General features: G+C 75.8%; 16 protein-coding genes. 10 read left to right on the top strand and 6 right to left on the bottom strand.

Annotated elements, in window-relative coordinates; all coding sequences use genetic code 11:
• Window positions 1-485: 485 nt before the first annotated feature.
• The 4 genes from OG823_RS19660 to OG823_RS19645 form a co-directional block, all read right to left on the bottom strand.
• Complete coding sequence (locus OG823_RS19660) at window positions 486-1448, bottom strand: Ppx/GppA family phosphatase (protein WP_371480905.1); 963 nt, start codon at window positions 1446-1448, stop codon at window positions 486-488.
• 159 nt (window positions 1449-1607) lie between these two features.
• Window positions 1608-2930: an SUKH-4 family immunity protein gene (locus OG823_RS19655; RefSeq protein WP_371480904.1), complete on the bottom strand. Its 1323-nt coding sequence runs from the start codon at window positions 2928-2930 to the stop codon at window positions 1608-1610.
• Complete coding sequence (locus OG823_RS19650) at window positions 2927-5974, bottom strand: toxin glutamine deamidase domain-containing protein (RefSeq protein ID WP_371480903.1); 3048 nt, start codon at window positions 5972-5974, stop codon at window positions 2927-2929. The genes OG823_RS19655 and OG823_RS19650 overlap by 4 nt, the downstream gene beginning before the upstream one ends.
• A 60-nt stretch (window positions 5975-6034) precedes the next feature.
• The gene (locus tag OG823_RS19645; protein WP_371480902.1) at window positions 6035-6457 is read right to left on the bottom strand and encodes a WXG100 family type VII secretion target; all 423 of its coding nucleotides are present in this window, start codon (window positions 6455-6457) and stop codon (window positions 6035-6037) included.
• Window positions 6458-6789: 332 nt separating this feature from the next.
• On the opposite strand from OG823_RS19645, the gene OG823_RS19640 reads away from it, so the two are divergent.
• The gene (locus tag OG823_RS19640) at window positions 6790-7617 is read left to right on the top strand and encodes a hypothetical protein (RefSeq protein WP_371484544.1); all 828 of its coding nucleotides are present in this window, start codon (window positions 6790-6792) and stop codon (window positions 7615-7617) included.
• Between the two features lie 44 nt (window positions 7618-7661).
• Here OG823_RS19640 and OG823_RS19635 read toward each other — a convergent pair whose 3' ends face one another.
• Window positions 7662-8825, bottom strand: coding sequence for an NADH-quinone oxidoreductase subunit D (locus tag OG823_RS19635; protein WP_371480901.1), 1164 nt, complete (start codon window positions 8823-8825; stop codon window positions 7662-7664).
• On the bottom strand, window positions 8822-9835 hold the full coding sequence (locus tag OG823_RS19630) for an SAM-dependent methyltransferase (protein ID WP_371480900.1): 1014 nt from the start codon (window positions 9833-9835) through the stop codon (window positions 8822-8824). Before OG823_RS19630 ends, OG823_RS19635 begins: the two co-directional genes overlap by 4 nt.
• 116 nt (window positions 9836-9951) lie before the next feature.
• On the opposite strand from OG823_RS19630, the gene OG823_RS19625 reads away from it, so the two are divergent.
• From OG823_RS19625 to OG823_RS19585, 9 genes are all read left to right on the top strand, one after another.
• Complete coding sequence (locus OG823_RS19625; RefSeq protein ID WP_371480899.1) at window positions 9952-11169, top strand: sensor histidine kinase; 1218 nt, start codon at window positions 9952-9954, stop codon at window positions 11167-11169.
• 66 nt (window positions 11170-11235) lie between these two features.
• Window positions 11236-11925 (top strand): response regulator, encoded by a 690-nt coding sequence (locus OG823_RS19620; RefSeq protein ID WP_371480898.1) that lies wholly within the window; start codon window positions 11236-11238, stop codon window positions 11923-11925.
• A 92-nt stretch (window positions 11926-12017) separates the two neighbouring features.
• Window positions 12018-12956, top strand: coding sequence for a Rossmann-like and DUF2520 domain-containing protein (locus OG823_RS19615; RefSeq protein ID WP_371480897.1), 939 nt, complete (start codon window positions 12018-12020; stop codon window positions 12954-12956).
• A complete protein-coding gene (gene panC, locus OG823_RS19610; RefSeq protein WP_371480896.1) occupies window positions 12956-13864 on the top strand; it encodes a pantoate--beta-alanine ligase in 909 nt (302 codons plus the stop codon). The genes OG823_RS19615 and panC overlap by 1 nt, the downstream gene beginning before the upstream one ends.
• 125 nt (window positions 13865-13989) lie before the next feature.
• The gene (gene panD / locus OG823_RS19605) at window positions 13990-14439 is read left to right on the top strand and encodes an aspartate 1-decarboxylase (protein WP_371484542.1); all 450 of its coding nucleotides are present in this window, start codon (window positions 13990-13992) and stop codon (window positions 14437-14439) included.
• Between the two features lie 17 nt (window positions 14440-14456).
• A complete protein-coding gene (locus tag OG823_RS19600) occupies window positions 14457-16133 on the top strand; it encodes an L-aspartate oxidase (RefSeq protein WP_371480895.1) in 1677 nt (558 codons plus the stop codon).
• Between the two features lie 3 nt (window positions 16134-16136).
• Entirely contained in the window at window positions 16137-17108 is a 972-nt protein-coding gene (gene nadC, locus OG823_RS19595) for a carboxylating nicotinate-nucleotide diphosphorylase (protein ID WP_371480894.1), read from the top strand.
• Between the two features lie 39 nt (window positions 17109-17147).
• Complete coding sequence (locus tag OG823_RS19590; protein ID WP_371480893.1) at window positions 17148-17939, top strand: type III pantothenate kinase; 792 nt, start codon at window positions 17148-17150, stop codon at window positions 17937-17939.
• 298 nt (window positions 17940-18237) lie between these two features.
• Window positions 18238-18981, top strand: coding sequence for a hypothetical protein (locus OG823_RS19585; protein ID WP_371480892.1), 744 nt, complete (start codon window positions 18238-18240; stop codon window positions 18979-18981).
• Window positions 18982-19018: the final 37 nt, after the last annotated feature.

The following is a 19018-nucleotide window of genomic DNA, read 5'->3' as shown; positions in this document are numbered from 1 at the left end:
AGACCTCGCCGGCCCGGCGGTCCGCGCGGGCTTCGCGGGCTTCGCTGCCTCCGCCGACCCGGCGGACCCGGCGGACCCGGGTGGCGGGGTCGCGGCGTCGGAGCCCCTGGCGCGCTTCGCCGCCCTGGCCGCCTTCGTCGCGGGCTTGCGGCCTCCGGCGGCGGTCCCCCGGCCGGCCCCGGACGGCGCGCCCTCGGCCGGCACGGCCTCGCCGGCGCGCGTCACGCCACGGGCGGCCGCCTTCGCGGTGGTGACGGACTTCACCGTCCGCGCGGTCCTGGAGGCGGCCTCGACCGTACGCCGGGCGGCCGTTCCCGCCCTGGCCCGGCGCGGTGAGGCCGGCCGCGGCTGCCCCGCACCGGCAGCGCGGCCCTCCTGCGTCCCGTCCTCGTCCGCTGGTTGCGCCACGGGAGACAGCGTATGCGGACGCGGCCCGGAACGGGACGTACGGCGACGAACGTCACGGACCGGACGCCCGGGCGGCCTCAGCCGGTGAGAGCCGCGCGGCGGCGGTCGGCGGGGCTGTCCAGGGTGTCGAGCCGGCGCAGGATGATGCCCTCGCGCAGCGCCCAGGGGCAGATGTCCAGCTCGTCCAGGCCGAAGATGTCCATCGCGGCGTCCGCGACCAACGCCCCTGCCAGCAGCTGTTTGGCGCGGCCGGGCGAGACGCCGGGGATCTGGGCCCGCTCGGCGACGGACATCGCGCAGAGCCGCGGCAGCCAGGCCGACAGGCCCGCGCGGGTGAGCCGGCGGGTGACGTACTGGCCCGCGTCGGCGGGGGCGGCGCCGGTCATCCGGGCGAGCTGCTTGAAGGTCTTGGAGGTGGCCACCGCGTGGCCGGGCGGCCCGAGCCGGGAGATCTCCCCCGCCACCGCGGCGATCTCGGCGCGGATGTGGCGTCTCAGCCGGCGCAGGTCCTCCGGATCCGCGACGTCCCCCGGCAGCCAGCCGGCCGTCAGCCGGCCGGCGCCCAGCGGCAGGGAACAGGCCGCGTCGGGCTGCTCGTCCAGACCGCAGCCGATCTCCAGCGAGCCGCCGCCGATGTCGAGGTTGAGCAGCCGGCCGGAGGACCAGCCGAACCAGCGCCGCACGGCCAGGAAGGTCAGCCGCGCCTCGTCCTGGCCGGAGAGCACCCGCAGTTCGACGCCGGTCTCCTCGGCGACCCGGCGCAGCACCGCCTCACCGTTGCTGGCCTCGCGCACGGCGGAGGTGGCGAACGGCAGGACGTCGACCACGCCCTTGTCCTCGGCGACCCGCAGCGACGAGGCGACCATGCCGACCAGCCTGTCCACCCCGGCCTCGCCGATGGCGCCCTGGTCGTCCAGCAGCTCCGCGAGCCGCAGCTCCACCTTGTGGGAGTACGCGGGCAGCGGGGCGGCACCTGGATGGGCGTCCACCACGAGGAAGTGGACGGTGTTGGAACCTACGTCTAGAACACCGAGTCGCATAACGGTCCACGCTACGCGATGACGCCGACGAGCGGCCCTGGCCTGCGAATGTTGCCCGGCCCGCCCGGGAGCGGAGGAAGCCCCCGAGGCGGGCCGGGACGGCGTCCGGACGACCGGGGCTGACGGACCGTCGAACGCCGGAGCGGGTGGCGCCCGCCGTCAGAGCAGGCCGTCCCACAGCTGCTCGACCAGGACGGCCCACCAGTTCTCCGGGTCGTCGAAGACCGTCCGGTCGATCACGGCCAGGCCCCACTGGAGTTCGGCGACGGCCGGCCCGGCGGCGTCCGGCTGCAGGCCGCGCAGGGCGGGCAGCCAGGCCGCGAACAGCGACAGGCAGCGGACGAAGGCCGTCAGATCGGCGTTGCAGTGCCGGGCGGTGGCGTAGTCCGGGTCGATCGCGCGGACCTGGCCCCGGGCGGTGTCGACGGTGATCAGCGACCACCCGTCGGTGCCGACCATCAGCTGCGAGACCAGCTCCTGGGCGGCCCTGGCGGTGGTGCGGGTGCCGCGTCCCAGCTCGGCCAGGTGCTCGGCCACCACGGGCAGCACCGGTCCGGTGCGGGTGCCGTCCGCGATGCCGTCGGGCCGCGGGTGGTGCAGCGCGAAGAATCCCTCGACCGACACCGGCACGCCGACCTGCAGCAGCGCCGTCGCCGTCACCTCCGGCAGGTCGGCCCGGGTGACGTCGGCGGGGTCGAAGCGCAGCACCCCGTGCGGGCCGAACTGCTGCTCCAGGCGGGCCGCCAGCTCCTGGTCCCGCTCCGCCGGGGCCGGCGGCGCCGCCCTCGGGAACGGCACCCGGTTGCGCCGGGCGGGGGCGGGCCGCCCCGGTTCGGCGGCGGGCTCGGACAGCGCCCGGACGGCGGCCGCGCGGTGGTCGAAGTGCGGGCCGTACGGCAGCTCGAAGCCGACCCTCACGGCGGGGAGTTCGGCGGCCAGCGCATGGGCCCAGTAGCCGCCGGGCAGCGCGCCGATCCGCAGGTCGGTCCGGACGGCGAGGACGTCCTCGGCCCGTACGCCCTGCTCCTGGAGTCGGCGCCAGGCCCGCAGCGCGGGGTGCGGCAGGCCCGGCACGGAGCGCATCGCCAGGATCCGCGGCTCGCCCAGCTCGTCGAGGTAGGTCAGCTCGGCCCTGGTCCCCCGGCCGGTCGCCGGTGGCAGCGCGGGGTCGTAGGAGCCGGCGCCCAGCCGGTCGCGGTAGAGCCGGATCACCTCGGGCACCGGCACGGACGGCCACACGCTCAGCTCGCCGTCGACCCGGTCGACCACGGCGCAGGCCGCGCCGATCTCCTCCGGCGCCCGGCGCTCGCCGGTCAGCGGATCCACCTGGACGGGCGCGGGCTCGGCCCAGAGCACCCAGCCGAGGTCGAACTCGTGGCTGTGCACCTTGCGGGCGCCGGTGGGGGCCTCGGCCGAGGCCCCCGGGAGCTCGCCGTTGATCCAGCGGTGGGCGGCGTCGATCGCCTGGGCTCGGGTGGTCACGAGTCGGTGCTCCTGGCGCTGGGGGTCTTGGTCGCGACCGGGTCGGCGGCCACAGCGGGTACGGCGGCCGGGTCGGCGGCCACGGCGGGTGGCGCGGCGGGTACGGCGGCCGGGTCGGCGGGGGGCACCGCCGGGGACGCCGGCCGGGCCCGGTGCTCGGCGAGGTCCAGCGCGCGGCCGTCCGGATCGAGGGCGATCGCCCACAGGCCGTGGTCCGCGCTGTGCAGCGGGGCCGGGCCGCGGCAACCGCTCTGGTGGTCCAGGTAGACGATCGCGCCCTGGTGGTTGACGGCGTTCCAGGCGTGCGAGCGCCCGTACGCGTCCAGGGTGAGCAGCACCGCCTGCGCGCCGTGCCCGGCCGGCAGCAGCTCGCCCGCCAGCCGCTCGAACGTCCCGGCGCCGTCGCCCAGGTCGCGGAAGGGCGCGCCGAGTTCGCGCTCGGCGCGGTCGCGTCCGCCCCGCTCGCCCGCGTCGCCCTCGGTGGGGATCCGGGGCGCCGCGCAGGTGGGCCGGCCGCTGTAGGTGTCGACCGCCGAGAGCGCGATCTCCAGACCGTTGTTGGCCCGGCCCGGCCCGCGGTACCCGCCGTCGTTGACCACCTCGGCCCAGCCTCCGGCGGCCGGGTCGGGGTGACGGACCGGAAGGCCGTCGGGCCCCCGGGGCACCCGTCGCTCCACCTCGGCCTGGTGCTCCGGGTCGACCGGCCCGAGCCCGCCGGGCAGCCCGGAGGGCCGGCTGTCCGCGATGCCCCGGCTCCCCGCCGGGGCGCCCGGCTCCTCACCGGGGTGGCCCCGGCGGCCCAGCGCGATGTGCATCGCCATCACCTGGGCGGTGGCGACCGGGGTGGCCCAGGATCCGACGCCCTCGCCGGCCACCGGCTCGGCGAAGCGGCGGTTGCCGCCGAAACCGGCTCCCTCGCCGCCGGAGCGGCCGGGTCCGGGGGTGAGCACCGGCGCGACGCCGACCGGGCCGGGCTGGGCGCCTACGGCCCCCGGCCGGGAGCCGGCGCCCACCCCGGCACCGGGCCGGGTGTCCTGCCCCGGCTGGACGCCGCCGACCGCGCCGGACCCCGGGGACCCGGCCGCCGGGACGGCGCTCGCGCCCCCGACGCCACCCACGCCCCCGGCGCCGGGCGCACCGGGGGCCGCGCCGTATGCCTGGCCGCCGACCGGCCCGACGCCGCCGGCTCCCGCGCCACCCGGGGCGCCGCCGACCGCGCCGCCCGAGGCGAAGCCGCCCCCGCCGCTCACCGGGACGGCGCCGCCGCCGTACCCGCCGCCCGGGGCGCCGGCCGAACCGCCGGTCTGGCCGCCCCCGAAGCCTCCGCCCGCGCCGATCCCGCCACTCGCGGCACCGACCGGAGCACCTCCCGAACCGCCGTCGTAGCCTGAGCCGGAGTAGCCCCCGCCCGAACCTCCCGAGTAGCCCGCGCCGGATCCGCCGCCCGCGCCGTAGGCGGAGGCCGAATCCACCGAGGGCGGTGCGAGCACCGAGTCGGTGCGCAGCGAGGCCGGCCCGCCGCCCCCGCCCGACGCGACCGGTCCGGGGGTGTAGTCGTAGCCGCCGCCGGCGGGCGCGGAGACCGGGCCGTAGCCGCCGGAGCGACCGGAGCCGGCCGGCGCGGGCCGGGACACCGGCGCGTCGCCGGTCCAGCCGCCCTGCTGGCCACCGCCACCGCCACCGCCACCACTGCCCAGCTGCACGCCGACCGGGCCGGTCTGGATCTGGATCGGCCCGGTCGCCGCCGGGCCGCCGCCGGGCAGGCCGACGGGCTCGCCCGAGCCCGGTCCGGGGCCCCTGCCGTGGCCGCCCAGGGGCCCGAGAACACCGTCCGTCGCCGGCCCGTCCGTGAGCAGGCCGTCCGTCGGCAGGCCGTTGAGGACGGTGCCGAGCGGCGGCCTGCCGCCGGGGGCGCCGCCGAGCGGGCCGCCGGTGGCCAGCGGCCTGCCGTCCGGTCCGTTCAGCACGGGGTGGCCGTCCGGGCCCAGCTGCGGCCTGCCGTTCTCGTCGAGGCCGACCGTGACGCCCTCGACCGCGACCACCGGCTTGCCGTCCTTGCCGACGACCAGCTTCAGGCCGTCCGTGTCCTTCACCTCGGTGCCGTCGGCGCGCACGATCACCGGGTTGCCGTCCGCGCCGAGTTCCGGCTGACCGGCCGCGTCCAGCTTGACCGTCAGACCGTCGACGCCGACCACCGGCTTGCCGTCCTCGCCGATGACGGGCCGGCCCTCGGCGTCGACGACCATCGTCAGGCCACTGCCGTCGGCGCCGACCACACCGGCGGCGGCGAGCCCGACGGGCAGGCCGCCCGTCCCGTTCGCCACTTCGGCCAGCGTCCGGATGTCGCCGCCCGGGGAGCTCCCGCCGGCGCCCGGCACCGCGGCGATCCGCTCCATCGCGGTCAGGGCGGGCTCCTTGAGCGCCGTCCCCATCGCGGCCTTCATCGCGCGGCCGAGTTCCTCCAGCAGGCCGGCCACCTTCAGTTTCGCCGCCTCCAGGGCGACCGTCCGCACGCCGGCGGCGACGGTGTCCGCGGCGGCGGCCCGCACGCCGGCGGCCGCCGCGCCGACGGTCTGCGCCACCGCGCCGAACACCCCCTTGGCGGGCTGCGTGCTCGCCGCCGCCGAGGCCTTCGCCGCCGCGTCCTTGACCGCGGCCGCCTGGTCGTCGGCCTTCTTCAGCTCCTCGGCCAGCGCGGTCAGCGTCGAGACCAGCTCCGCCTTGCAGGTGTCGGTGGCCCGCGCCGCCGTGTCGAAGGCGGCGGCCATCAGGTCGGCGGCGTGCTGGGCGTCGTCGAGATGGCCCCGGCCGCTGCCGCTGAAGGTCCGCCAGTGGTCGGCGAAGGCGTCCACCGACCGGCCCGAGTTCTCACCGGTGACCCGGCCCGCCGACGCGCCACCGCGCCGCCCGAGCCGCTCGCTCTCGGCGCCGAACTCCCGCCACTTGGCGGCTGCCTGGCGCAGCCCGTCCTCGTCCGCCAGCGGCCAGGCCTGGTGGAGCTGGGCCAGTACCGGGACGAGTTCCTCGGGCAGCTTCCGGGACACGCGGTTCCCCCTTCGAAGGTGACATCACGCCGTACGGGCGTACGGGCGGGAACTGCGCTCTCAGAGCGCCATTCCGGCGGGCGCCCCACCGGAGCGGACGGCGCCGGGGCCGCCGGGGGTTGCGGTCCGGCCGAAGTCCGCCGTGATCCCGGCGTCGGTGTCGGCCACCGAGTCGGCCATCGTGTGCAGGCCGGTGCCGATCCGCCCGAGCGCGTCGGCGATGCCGTTCAGGCCGCCGAGCACCGTCCGGTGGGCCTCCTGGTACTCGGAGGCGAACCCGCTGCCGGGCTCGTCGGTGCCCCAGGGCGTGCCGAGCCCGCCCAGCGACTGCTCCAGGGCCAGCGCGGCCCGGGCGAAGTCGTTGGAGATGGTCTCGAACTCCCGCCCCTCGCCGTGCATCTCCCACGGCTTGACCGAGAACTGCTCTCCCGCGCCCGAACTCCGGTGGCCACCGCCACCGTTGTCGTAACTGCTGCCACTCATCCCCGTACCTCCCCTAGCGGAGGCGCCCCGTGGCGGCGCCTGTGCTGCGCGGCGGGCGGGACGACCCCGGCGGCCGCCATCCTAGGCTGCCGGGCCGCGGGCGCCGCAGGGTGCGGACCGCCTTTTCACCCCGCCTTCACGTCGGGCAACCGCCCGCTCCGGTGGATTTAGGGTGAAATCGGGGTAAAAGCCACCTTCATCGGCCGATCCACGCCCGCCCGAGGCTCTACCCTTGCCGAGTGGCAGCAGCAGAGACCTCGAAGAACACTCCGCACCAATCACCCGCCAAGTCCGGGAAACCGAAGGCCGGCCGGAAGGTGACCGACCTCGCGATGCCCGGCCTGCGCCCCGAGGTCCCGCTCGACTTCCCGCGGGCCTGGGTCGAGTTCACCGACCCCGCCGACGAGGAGCAGGTCTTCCGCTGCGACCTCACCTGGCTGACGTCCCGCTGGAGCTGCATCTTCGGCAAGGGCTGCCACGGCATCCGCCCCGGGCGCGGCGAGTCCGACGGCTGCTGCACGCTGGGCGCGCACTACTCGGACGAGGACGACGAGAAGCGGGTGGCGGGCCATGCCGCCCGGCTCACCCCCGAGACCTGGGAGCTGTTCGAGCACGGCACCGACGCCAAGGGCCGGATCAGGATCGACGGCGGCATCACCATGTTCGACGAGGACGGCGACCGCCAGACCCGCCGGGTCGACGGCGCCTGCGTCTTCCTCAACCGCCCCGGCTTCCCCGGCGGTGAGGGCTGCGCGCTGCACACCCTGGCCCTCAAGGAGGGCAAGGAGCCGCTGGAGACCAAGCCGGACGTCTGCTGGCAGCTGCCGGTGCGCCGCACGTACGAGTGGATCGACCGCCCGGACGACACCCGCTACCTCCAGGTCACCATCGGCGAGTACGACCGCCGCGGCTGGGGCCCGGGCGGGCACGACCTGCACTGGTGGTGCACCGGGAGCCCGGAGGCGCACAACGGGCCCGACCCGGTCTACGTCGGCTACCGTCCCGAGCTGACCGAGCTGATGGGCGCGGACGCGTACGCGGTGCTGTCCGGTCTGTGCGAGGAGCGGATCGCCACCAAGGGCGACCGCAGGGTGGCACCCCACCCGGCCGACCCGCCGCGGGCGCCGAAGAAGCCGAAGGGCGCGCCGGGGAACGGCTAGCGCGCCCGGGCCGGCCGTGCCCCGGGGTGCGGCCGGCCCCCCGGCTACTTGTCGATGTCGCCGACCACGAAGAACATCGAGCCCAGGATCGCCACCATGTCCGCGACCAGCGTCCCGGGCAGCAGCTCGATGAGCGCCTGGATGTTGTTGAAGGAGGCCGAGCGGAGCTTGAGCCGCCAGGGCGTCTTGTCGCCGCGCGAGACCAGGTAGTAGCCGTTGATGCCGAGCGGGTTCTCGGTCCAGGCGTAGGTGGTCCCCTCGGGTGCCTTGAGCACCTTGGGCAGCCGCAGGTTGACCGGTCCGGGGGCCAGCGTCGCCAGCCTGTCCAGGCAGGCGTCGGCGAGGTCCAGCGAGTTGGCGGTCTGCTCCAGCAGGCACTCGAAGCGGGCCAGGCAGTCGCCCTCCTCGCGGGTGACCACCGTCAGCACGTCCAGCAGCTCGCCGTAGGCGAGGTACGGCTCGTCCCGCCGCAGGTCGAGGTCCACGCCACTGGCCCGGGCGATCGGGCCGCTGACCCCGTAGGCGTGCACGTGCTCCCGGGACAGGACGCCGACGCCCGCGGTCCGGGCCCGGAAGATCTCGTTGCCGAGCACGAGGTCCTCGAAGACCGGCAGCTGGGAGCGGACGACCGCCACCGCCGCCCGGACCCGGCCCAGCCACCCCGCCGGCAGGTCCTCCTTGAGGCCGCCGACCCGGTTGAACATGTAGTGCATCCGGCCGCCGGAGGCCTCCTCCAGCACGTGCTGGAGCTCCTCGCGGCCCTGGAAGGCGTGGAAGACCGGGGTGATCCCGCCCAGCTCCAGCGGGTACGAGCCGAGGAACATCAGGTGGTTGAGCACCCGGTTCAGCTCGGCCAGCATGGTGCGGATCCAGACCGCCCGCTCGGGCACCTCCATGCCGAGCATCCGCTCGACCGCGAGCACCACACCGAGCTCGTTGGAGAAGGCCGAGAGCCAGTCGTGCCGGTTGGCCAGCATGACGATCTGGCGGTAGTCGCGGGCCTCGAAGAGCTTCTCCGCGCCCCGGTGCATGTAGCCGATCACCGGCTCGGCGGCCACGATCCGCTCGCCGTCCAGCACCAGTTTCAGGCGCAGCACGCCGTGCGTGGACGGGTGCTGCGGACCGATGTTGAGCACCATGTCCGTGGTGCCCCGCTCGCCCGAAAAGTTCTCCGCACCCGCGCCGATGCCGACCGTGGTCTCCCTCATGGCACCAGAGTCTGCCATCCCCCGAGCCCCTCCAGGCTCCTCGGTACCGCGATGCGGACGGCCTGCGCCAGCCAGCCGAAGCCGCCGAGGCCGCCCGGATCGGTCAGTTCGGCCGCCTCGCCGGCGCCGCCCAGGGCCCGCAGGTAGGCCACCGGATCGCTCGACGCGAGCGCCAGCGGCGGCCGGGCGCCGCTCACCCCGAGCGCCCGCAGGGCCTCGCGCTGCGTCGTCCACAGGCTGTGGACGCCGGGGGCCGCCGCCGCGTCCAGCGCGACGTGCGCCGTCACGTCGCAGCGGCCGTCCGGCACCGGGCGCACCTCGCGGCCGGAGCCGAACCCGGCGAGGGTGCCGAACAGCGGGCGGCTGCCGGCGCTGTGCGCGTAGTCCACCGCCACCGCCAGGCCCCGATCCAGCGTGCCCACCGCGCCCGCCCAGGCGGCGTCCCGCGGGGCGCCCAGCTCCACCCGGGCGCCCGGCTCCACCGCGGGCCACCACCGGCGGGCCCACTGCTCATCGGCGCCGCCGACCGCCTCCGCCAGCCGTTCGTGCCCGCTCGCGGTGTCGACCTCGACGTGGCGCAGCACGCCGTCCTCGTCCACCTCCGCGACGTCGAGCGGCACGTTGTCCAGCCACTCGTTGGCGAACAGCAGTCCGCACACCCCGGCCGGCGCGGTCTGCGTCCACACCACACCGGCCGGCAGCCCCGGCGGCCGCGCCGCCAGCTCCACCCCGTACGGGCGCAGTCGCGCGGCCAGCGCGTCCGGCACCGCCGCCAGCACGCCGGCCAGCAGCTCGCCCCGGCCGGCGCCGACGTCGACGAAGGCCAGCTCCCGCGGGTGCCCCAGCGCCTCGTCCACCTCCCCGAGCAGCCGGGCGACCGCCCCCGCGTACCGGGCGGAGGCGTGCACGGACGTCCGGAAGTGCCCGGCCGGCCCCTCGGGCCTGCGGTAGAAGCCGTCCGTGCCGTACAGCGCCTGTTCCATGGCGGGCCGCCATCGCATCCACGTCATGGGGGTCGACGCTACCCGGCGACCGGGATGCGCCCGGGCGTCTCCGACCTAGGGAGTAGACGGGATCGCTCTCCCGGCGGACCTGGGGGCGTCCTGCGACTGCCTAGGCTGGAGAGGTGCATCGACTCAACGCCTGGCTTCGCCGACACCCCATGGTGGCCGACTCCGCCTGGGCGCTGCTGGTGCTCGGCCTCTCCCTGCTGCCCGACCACAACGAGGACGGCTGGCGGGTGGCCGTCCACTACCTGCTGGCGGTGGCCGTCCCCCTGCTGATGGTGTTCCGCCGGCGCAATCCGGACCTCACCCTCGCGCTGGCCGTCGTCCTCGGCCTCGGCCAGGTGGCGCTGAGCGTCGACCCGGCGGCGTCCAGCATCGGCTACCTGGTGTTCGCGTACACCGGCGCCGCCTTCGGCTCCACGTGGGCGTCGCGCCTGGCGCTCACCGCCGGGCTGGCGGCCGGCCCGCTCACCCTCTGGCGCTTCCCGACCGGCACCGCGGACGACCAGGGCCAACCGGCCGGGCCGCAGCACAGCGTGCTGCAGGGCCTGTTGCTGGCCGTGCTGATGTCCACCCCGTTCGTGCTCTGCTGGGCGTGGGGCCGGCTCACCCGGGTCCGCCGGGCGTACCTGGTCGAGCTGGAGGACCGCGCCGCGCGGCTGGAGCGCGAGCGGGACGCGCAGGCGAAGGTCGCGGTGGCCGCCGAGCGGGCCCGGATCGCCCGCGAGCTGCACGACGTGGTGGCGCACAACGTGTCGGTGATGATCGTCCAGGCCGACGGCGCCGCGTACGTCCTGGACAACTCGCCCCAGCAGGCGAAGGAGGCGCTCGGCACCATCGCCTCCACCGGCCGTCAGGCGCTGGTGGAGATGCGTCGCCTGCTCGGGGTGCTGCGGACCGCCGACACCGCCGACGAGTACGTGCCGCAGCCGGGCGTGGAGGAGTTGCCGGATCTGCTGGAGCAGGTCCGCACCGCGGGCCTGCCGGTCGACTTCTCGGCCTCCGGCGACGCCCGCGACCTGCCCCGGGGCGTCGAGCTGACGGTCTACCGGATCGTCCAGGAGGCGCTGACCAACGTCCGCAAGCACGGCGGCCCCGACGCCCGGGCCAGGGTCGCGGTCGACTTCGGCGACCGCGAGCTGGCCGTCCTGATCGAGGACGACGGACGCGGCACCACCGAGGAACAGCTCACCACCGGTGGGACGGACGGCCTCGGGCACGGTCTGATCGGCATGCGGGAGCGGGTCGGCATGGTCAGCGGCAGCCTCGACGTCGGGCCACGGCCGGGCGGCGGCTTCCGGATCCGGGCGGTCCTGCCCCTCACGGCCCTCAAGTAGCGTTCCATCACAGCCCGATCGACCGTCGGACCCTCGGCGCGGCGGCGTCCAGCAACAGGGAGACCCATGACCATCCGCGTGATGCTCGTCGACGACCAGGAGCTGCTGCGCACCGGCTTCCGGATGATCCTGCAGTCGCAGGGTGACATCGAGATCGCCGCCGAGGCGGGGGACGGCGCCCAGGCCCTGGAGGTGCTGCGGCACGCCGAGGTCGACGTGATCCTGATGGACGTCCGGATGCCCCGGCTGGACGGCGTGCAGGCGACCCGGCAGATCTGCCTGTCCGCCGACGGGGTCCCGGTGCCCGGCGCGCCGCACGTCCTCATCCTGACCACCTTCGACCTGGACGAGTACGCCTTCGCCGCCCTCAAGGCCGGGGCCAGCGGGTTCCTGCTGAAGGACGTCCCGCCGACCGAACTGGTCGCCGCCATCCGGGCCGTGCACGCCGGCGACGCGGTGGTCGCCCCGACCACCACCCGCCGCATGATCGACCGCTTCGCCGAGGTGCTGCCCACCCCGGGCGCCGCCCCCGGCGCCGCGACCCTCGCCCCGCTGACCGAACGCGAGCGCGAGGTGTTCCTGCTGGTCGCCCAGGGCCTGTCCAACAGTGAGATCGCCGCCCGCCTGGTGCTCTCCGAGGCCACCGTGAAGACCCACGTCGGCCGCATCCTCGCCAAGCTGGGCCTGCGCGACCGCGTCCAGGCCGTCGTCCTCGCGTACGAGGCCGGGCTGGTCCGGGCCGGCGCCGGCGACTGACCTCCCCCGGGGGCCGCCGGTCGCCGTAGACTGACCCCCACGTCCGGTACCCGCAGGGGACCGGAACGGAGAGTAAGGACGAACACCGAGCCGTGAGCACGTCCGCATCGTCTCGATTCCCCGACCCCTTCGGCTCCCCCGCCGACCCCGGGCAGCGCCCCGCCCGCCTGGCCGTCGGCGTGGTCGGCACCGGCCGGGTCGGGCCCGCGCTGGGCGCCGCCCTGCAACTGGCCGGCCACACGGTGGTCGCCGCCTCCGGCGTCTCCGCCGTGTCGCGCCGGCGCGCCGAGGCCCAGCTGCCCGGCGTGCGCCTGGTGACCCCGCCGCAGGTGCTGGCCGCCGCCGACCTCGTGCTGCTGACCGTCCCGGACGACGCACTGGCCGACCTCGTCGCGGGCCTGGCCGCGACCGGCGCCGTCCGCCCGGGGCAGCTGCTGGTGCACACCTCCGGGGCGCACGGGGTGGCGATCCTCGATCCCGCCACCCGGGCCGGCGCGCTGCCGCTGGCACTGCACCCCGCGATGACCTTCACCGGCACCCCGGTCGACCTGGCCCGGCTGGCCGGCTGCCCCTTCGGCGTCACCGCCCCGGAGGAGCTGCGCCCGGTCGCCGAGGCCCTGGTGGTGGAGATGGGCGGCGAGCCCGAGTGGGTGCCCGAGGGCGTCCGCCCGCTCTACCACACGGCCCTCGCGCACGGCGCGAACCACCTGGTCACCCTGGTCGCGCAGGCCGTCGAGCTGCTGCGGACCGCCGGGGTCGCCGAACCGGGCCGGCTGCTCGGCCCGCTGCTCGGCGCCGCCCTGGACAACAGTCTGCGGGCCGGCGACGCGGCCCTGACCGGCCCGGTGGCCCGGGGCGACGCCGGTACGCTGCGCCGTCACCTGGCGCAGTTGCGTACGGTGTCCCCCGACATCGATCAGGCGTACCGCGCGATGGCCCGGGCCACGGCGCAGCGGGCGGTCCGGGGCGGATCGCTCAAGGAAGAGTCGGCGGCGGCGCTGCTGGACGTACTCAACGAGGAGAGCAACTGATGGCGGGCAAGAACCAGCGCGGCGGGCAGCCGCTCAGGGCGACGAAGGTGCGCAAGGTCGCGCTCACCCACACCGTCGCCGACTTCGAGCCCGCCTTCTGGCCGGACGAGGAGCCGGTGGACAACGCGGTCGTGATGACCATGGGCGCCCTGCACGAGGGCCACGCCGCGCTGATCCGGGCCGCCCGCAAGCAGGTCGGGGCGGACGGCCGGGTGGCCGTGACGGTCTTCGTGAACCCGCTGCAGTTCGGCGCCGGCGAGGATCTGGAGCGCTACCCGCGCACGCTCGCCGCCGACGTCCGCCTGGCCGAGGAGCACGGCGCGGACGTCGTGTTCGCGCCGCTGGTCGAGGAGGTCTACCCGAACGGCGAGCCGCAGGTGCGGCTGTCGGCCGGCCCGATGGGCGAGCGCTTCGAGGGTGCCACCCGCCCGGGCCACTTCGACGGGATGCTGACCGTGGTGGCGAAGCTGCTGCACATCACCGACCCGGACTTCGCGTTCTTCGGGGAGAAGGACGCGCAGCAGCTGGCGATCGTCCAGCGGATGGTGGCCGACCTGGACTTCGACGTCGAGGTGATCGGCGTGCCGACCGTCCGCGAGGAGGACGGCATGGCCCGCTCCTCCCGCAACCGCTTCCTCTCCGAGCCCGAGCGCGAGCAGGCGCTCGTGCTCTCCCGGGCCCTGTTCGCCGGCCGCGACGCGGCGGCGCGGGGGCCCGAGGCGGTCCGCGAGGCGGCCTCGGCCGTTCTCGACGGCGCCGAGGGTGTCACCCTTGACTACCTCGCCCTGATCGACCCCGACGACTTCACCGAAGCGGCGGACGACTTCCAGGGCGAGGCGGTGCTGGCGGTGGCCGCGAAGGTGGGCCCCACCCGCCTGATCGACAACGTCCGCATCATCGTCCGCTAAACACGGTCGGAAACGACCCGGACCGGCGCCGTCCGGCCGGGACGACCCCCACCCACAGCCGTAGTGATGGCATGCACTCTCCCCCGGCCCGGCGGCCGGGGACACCCCCTGGAGGCGTGACCCGAATGCTCCGCACCATGCTCAAGTCCAAGATCCACCGGGCCACCGTCACCCAGGCCGACCTGCACTACGTCGGCTCGGTGACGGTGGACGAGGACCTTCTGGACGCGGCCGACCTGCTCCCCGGGGAGCTGGTCCACATCGTCGACATCAACAACGGCGCCCGCCTGGAGACCTACACCATCGCGGGCCCGCGCGGCTCGGGCGTCATCGGCATCAACGGCGCCGCCGCCCGGCTCGTCCACCCCGGCGACCTGGTGATCCTGATCGCCTACGGGCAGATGGACAGCGCCGAGGCCAAGGGCTACGTGCCCAGCGTGGTCTTCGTCGACGCCGACAACCGGGTCACCGGTTACGGCACGGACGCCGCCGAGGCCCCCGAGGGCAGCGGGCTGCTCCGCGGCGATCGGGCGTACGGTAACCCGGACACCGCCGCCCCCACGGCCGGTCGCTGAAGGAGCCCTTGAACGCCATGTCACCCTCACATCGCCTCACCGCCCCCGCCCCCGGCTGGACGACCACCACCGACGTCGTGGTGGTCGGCTCGGGCGTTGCCGGACTCACCGTCGCCCTCAACGTCCGCAAGGCCGGCCTGCGCGCCATGGTGGTCACCAAGGCGATGCTGGACGACGGCTCCACCCGCTGGGCCCAGGGCGGCATCGCCGCCGCCCTGGGCGAGGGGGACACCCCCGAGCAGCACCTGGACGACACCCTGGTGGCCGGCGCCGGCCTCTGCGACGAGGAGGCCGTCCGCACGCTGGTGACCGAGGGCCCCGAGGCCGTCCGGCACCTGATCGCCACCGGCGCCGCCTTCGACCTGGACACCGACGGCGAGATCCTGCTCACCCGCGAGGGCGGCCACCACCGGCGCCGGATCGCACACGCCGGCGGCGACGCCACCGGGGCCGAGATATCGCGCGCCCTGGTCTCGGCCGTGCGCAGCGACCCCGGCCTGGAGCTGATCGAGCACGCCCTGGTGCTGGACCTGCTGACCGACCCGGACGGCCACGCGGCCGGCCTGACCCTGCACGTGATGGGCGAGGGCCAGCGCGACGGCGTGGGCGCCATCCGGGCCCGCGCCGTGGTGCTCGCCACCGGCGGCATGGGCCAGGTCTTCTCGGCCTCCACCAACCCGGCGGTCTCCACCGGCGACGGCGTCGCGCTGGCGCTGCGCGCCGGTGCCGAGGCCACCGACCTGGAGTTCGTCCAGTTCCACCCGACCGTGCTCTGGCTGGGCCCGGAGGCCCAGGGCCAGCAGCCGCTGGTCTCGGAGGCGGTCCGCGGCGAGGGCGCGTACCTGGTCGACGCCGACGAGCACCGCTTCATGGTCGGCCGGCACGAGCTGAACGAACTCGCCCCGCGCGACATCGTCGCCAAGGCGATCACCCGGCAGATGCAGCTCAAGGGCGCCGAGCACATGTACCTGGACGGGCGGCACTTCGGCGCCTCGATGTGGGAGGAGCGCTTCCCGACCATCCTGGCGTCCTGTCGCTCGCACGGCATCGACCCGGTGACCGAGCTGATCCCGGTCGCCCCGGCCGCGCACCACGCCTCCGGCGGCGTCCGCACCGACCTGCTCGGCCGCACCACCGTGCCGGGCCTGTACGCCTGCGGCGAGGTGGCCTGCACCGGCGTGCACGGCGCCAACCGGCTCGCCTCCAACTCGCTGCTGGAGGGCCTGGTCTTCGCCGAGCGGATCGCCGCCGACCTCACCGCCCGGCACGCCGCCGGCGAGCTGCCGGAGCGCTCGGTGGACGTCGCGGCCGCCCGGACGGCGCGCGCCGTGCCGCTGCCGGCGCCGGAGGCGCGGGCCGAGATCCAGCGGCTGATGTCGTCCGGCGCGGGCGTACTGCGCTCGGCCGCCAGCATGGCGGCGACCGCCGCCGGCCTCGCCTCGCTCGGCGAGCAGGCGTACGCGCAGCTGGCCGACGAGAAGCCGGCCGACCCCCGGGTGGAGACCTGGGAGGCCGCCAACCTCCACCTGGTCGCCTCCGCCATGGTCGCGGCGGCCGCCCAGCGCGAGGAGACCCGCGGCTGCCACTGGCGCGAGGACTTCCCCGAGCGGGACGACGCGCGGTGGCGGCGCCACCTGGTCACCACCCTCGCCACCGCGAGCGGCACCCCCGTCAGTACTCCCGAGGAGCGGTAAGTCATGTCCCACACCCACGAGGAACTCCCGCTGGCCGACGCGAGCGGCGGCTGCGGAGACGGCTGCGCCTGCGGGGACGGCGACGGCTACGAGACCGGCCTGGACCCGCAGCTCGCCGAGCTGCTGGAGGAGGCCGGCCTGGACCCGGTCGAGGTCGAGGACGTCGCGACGCTGGCGCTGGCCGAGGACCTGGCCGGCGGCGAGGACGTCACCTCGGTGGCGACCGTGCCCGCCGACGCCGTCGCCACCGCCGACTTCACCGCCCGCGAGGCCGGCGTGGTCAGCGGCCTGCGGATCGCCGAGGCCGTGGTCTCGCTGGTCTGCGAGGAGGAGTTCGAGGTCGAGCGGCACGTCCAGGACGGCGACCGGGTCGAGGCCGGGCAGCTGCTGCTCTCGGTCCGGAGCCGCACCCGCGACCTGCTCACCGCCGAGCGCAGCGCCCTCAACCTGCTCTGCCACCTCTCCGGCATCGCCACCGCCACCCGCGCCTGGGCCGACGCCCTGGAGGGCACCGGCGCGGTCGTGCGGGACACCCGCAAGACCCACCCGGGCCTGCGCGCGCTGCAGAAGTACGCGGTGCGCTGCGGCGGCGGCGCCAACCACCGGATGGCGCTGTCGGACGCGGCGCTGGTGAAGGACAACCACGTGGTCGCCGCCGGCGGCGTGGCCGAGGCGTTCCGGGCCGTGCGGGCCGCGTACCCGGAGCTGCCGGTCGAGGTCGAGGTGGACACCCTGGAGCAGATCCCGCCGGTGCTGGAGGCCGGCGCCGACCTGATCCTGCTGGACAACTTCAGCGTCCCGCAGCTGAAGGAGGCCGTCGCCCTGGTAGCCGGCCGCGCCAGGCTGGAGGCCTCCGGCGGACTCACCCTGGCCACCGCGCGCGAGGTCGCGGAGACTGGTGTCGACTACCTGGCCGTGGGCGCCCTGACGCACTCCTCGCCGATCCTCGACATCGGCCTGGACCTGCGTCCGTAATCCCCCGTCCCAGACCCCTTCTAGCCGTTACGGGACCTCATGCTCCTCACCATCGACGTCGGCAACACCCAGACCACACTCGGCCTGTTCGACGGCGAGGACATCGTCGAGCACTGGCGGATCTCGACCGATCCGCGCCGCACGGCGGACGAACTGGCGGTGCTGATGCAGGGGCTGATGGGGTCGCACACCGCGGTGTCGGAGGCCAAGGTGGAGGGTCTGGCGATCTGCTCCTCCGTCCCCGCCGTGCTCCACGAGCTCCGTGACGTGACCCGCCGCTACTACGGCGACGTCCCCGCGGTGATCGTGGAGCCCGGTGTGAAGACGGGGGTGCACGTCCTGATGGACAACCCCAAGGAGGTCGGCGCCGACCGGATCGTCAACGCGCTGGCCGCCAACCACCTCTACGGCGGTCCGTGCATCGTGGTCGACTTCGGCACCGCGACCACCTTCGACGCGGTCAACGAGCGGGGCGACTACGTCGGCGGCGCGATCGCCCCCGGCATCGAGATCTCGGTGGACGCGCTCGGCGTGCGCGGCGCCCAGCTGCGCAAGATCGAGCTGGCCCGGCCGCGCAACGTGATCGGCAAGAACACCGTCGAGGGCATGCAGTCCGGCATCCTGTACGGCTTCGCCGGCCAGGTCGACGGTCTGGTCGACCGGATGGCCAAGGAGCTGGCCAAGGACCCGGAGGACGTCCAGGTGATCGCCACCGGCGGTCTGGCGGGCCTCGTCCTCGGCGAGGCCGCGACCATCGACGTGCACGAGCCCTGGCTCACCCTGATCGGGCTGCGCCTGGTCTACGAGCGCAACCGCCCGGCCGCCGCCTGAGCGGACCGGACGGGCCCGGCCGTGCCTCGACCGCCCGGGCGTCGCGACCGGCCCCCGCGCCGCCCACCCCGGTCGAGGCGGTGGGGCGGCGGATCCGGCGGGACGCGGGCGGGCCGTCCGGCCCCCGCGCCGGGCGTCGGCCGCGGTACGCGCCGGGCGTCGTGAAAGGCCGCCCGCCGAGGTGCCGCGCCGCTGGTCACGGCCGTGCCGACGGCGCCGCGGTGATCGTTTCGAGCCAAACGGGCGTCTTGGCGCGACACGACCGACAAATCGGATATTCCTCACGTAGTGTCAACCCATGCCTACGCCACACGGATCGCGCGGCGGCATGGCCTTCAGCGCCGACGAAGTCCGCGTCCTGCGCCGCGCCCTCGCCCAAGCCCTGCACCCTGCGGTGCCCGCCCAGCTGTCCGTCCTCGGCCGCCCGTGCGACGGCCTGTGGGCGGAGGACGTCCAGGAGGCGCTCCGCCTGACCGAGGCGATCGACGAGGCCGTACGGGAGGGCGGCCGGCTGCGCGCCTTCCTGCTGGCCGACCTGGCCCGCTACCGGTCGGCGCTGCCCGGGGGCGCCGGCGGCTACCTCGAACGACTGGAGGACGCCGTCACCGACGGTTACCTCCCCGGCCCCGAGGACCTCACCGCCCTGCGCATCCTCTCCCGGCTGCCCTGCGGCGACGCCGAGCGCTCCCGGCGCTCCCGCCTGGCCGGGCGCTGCCACGCGCTCGCCGAGGCCGCCGTCCGCGAACGCCTGGCCCTCACCTCGGGCCAGCGCCACCTCACGGCCGTACCCAGTCCCGCCGGACCACCGAGCGCCCAGCTCGCCCTTGCCGGCACCACCACCACCGGAGGACGGATCCCGATGAGCAGCCCCGCCGACTCCCCCACCCCCAAGGCCGCGCCCGCGCCGACGAGCCGCCCGGAGGACCCCCCGCAGCCCGCCAGGATGCCGACCCCGGCCGAACTCTTCGGCCGGCGCCCCAGGCCCCCGGCCCGCCCCGAGCCCGCCGACGAGGAGCTGGAGCTGGCCACCGGCACCGGCTGACCGGGCCCGCGGTACGCAGGGGGGTGGCGCCGCCGCC

It is taken from the genome of Kitasatospora sp. NBC_00315 (assembly GCF_041435095.1).
GTDB lineage: Bacteria > Actinomycetota > Actinomycetes > Streptomycetales > Streptomycetaceae > Kitasatospora.
This window is presented reverse-complemented; position numbering and strand designations above follow the sequence as displayed.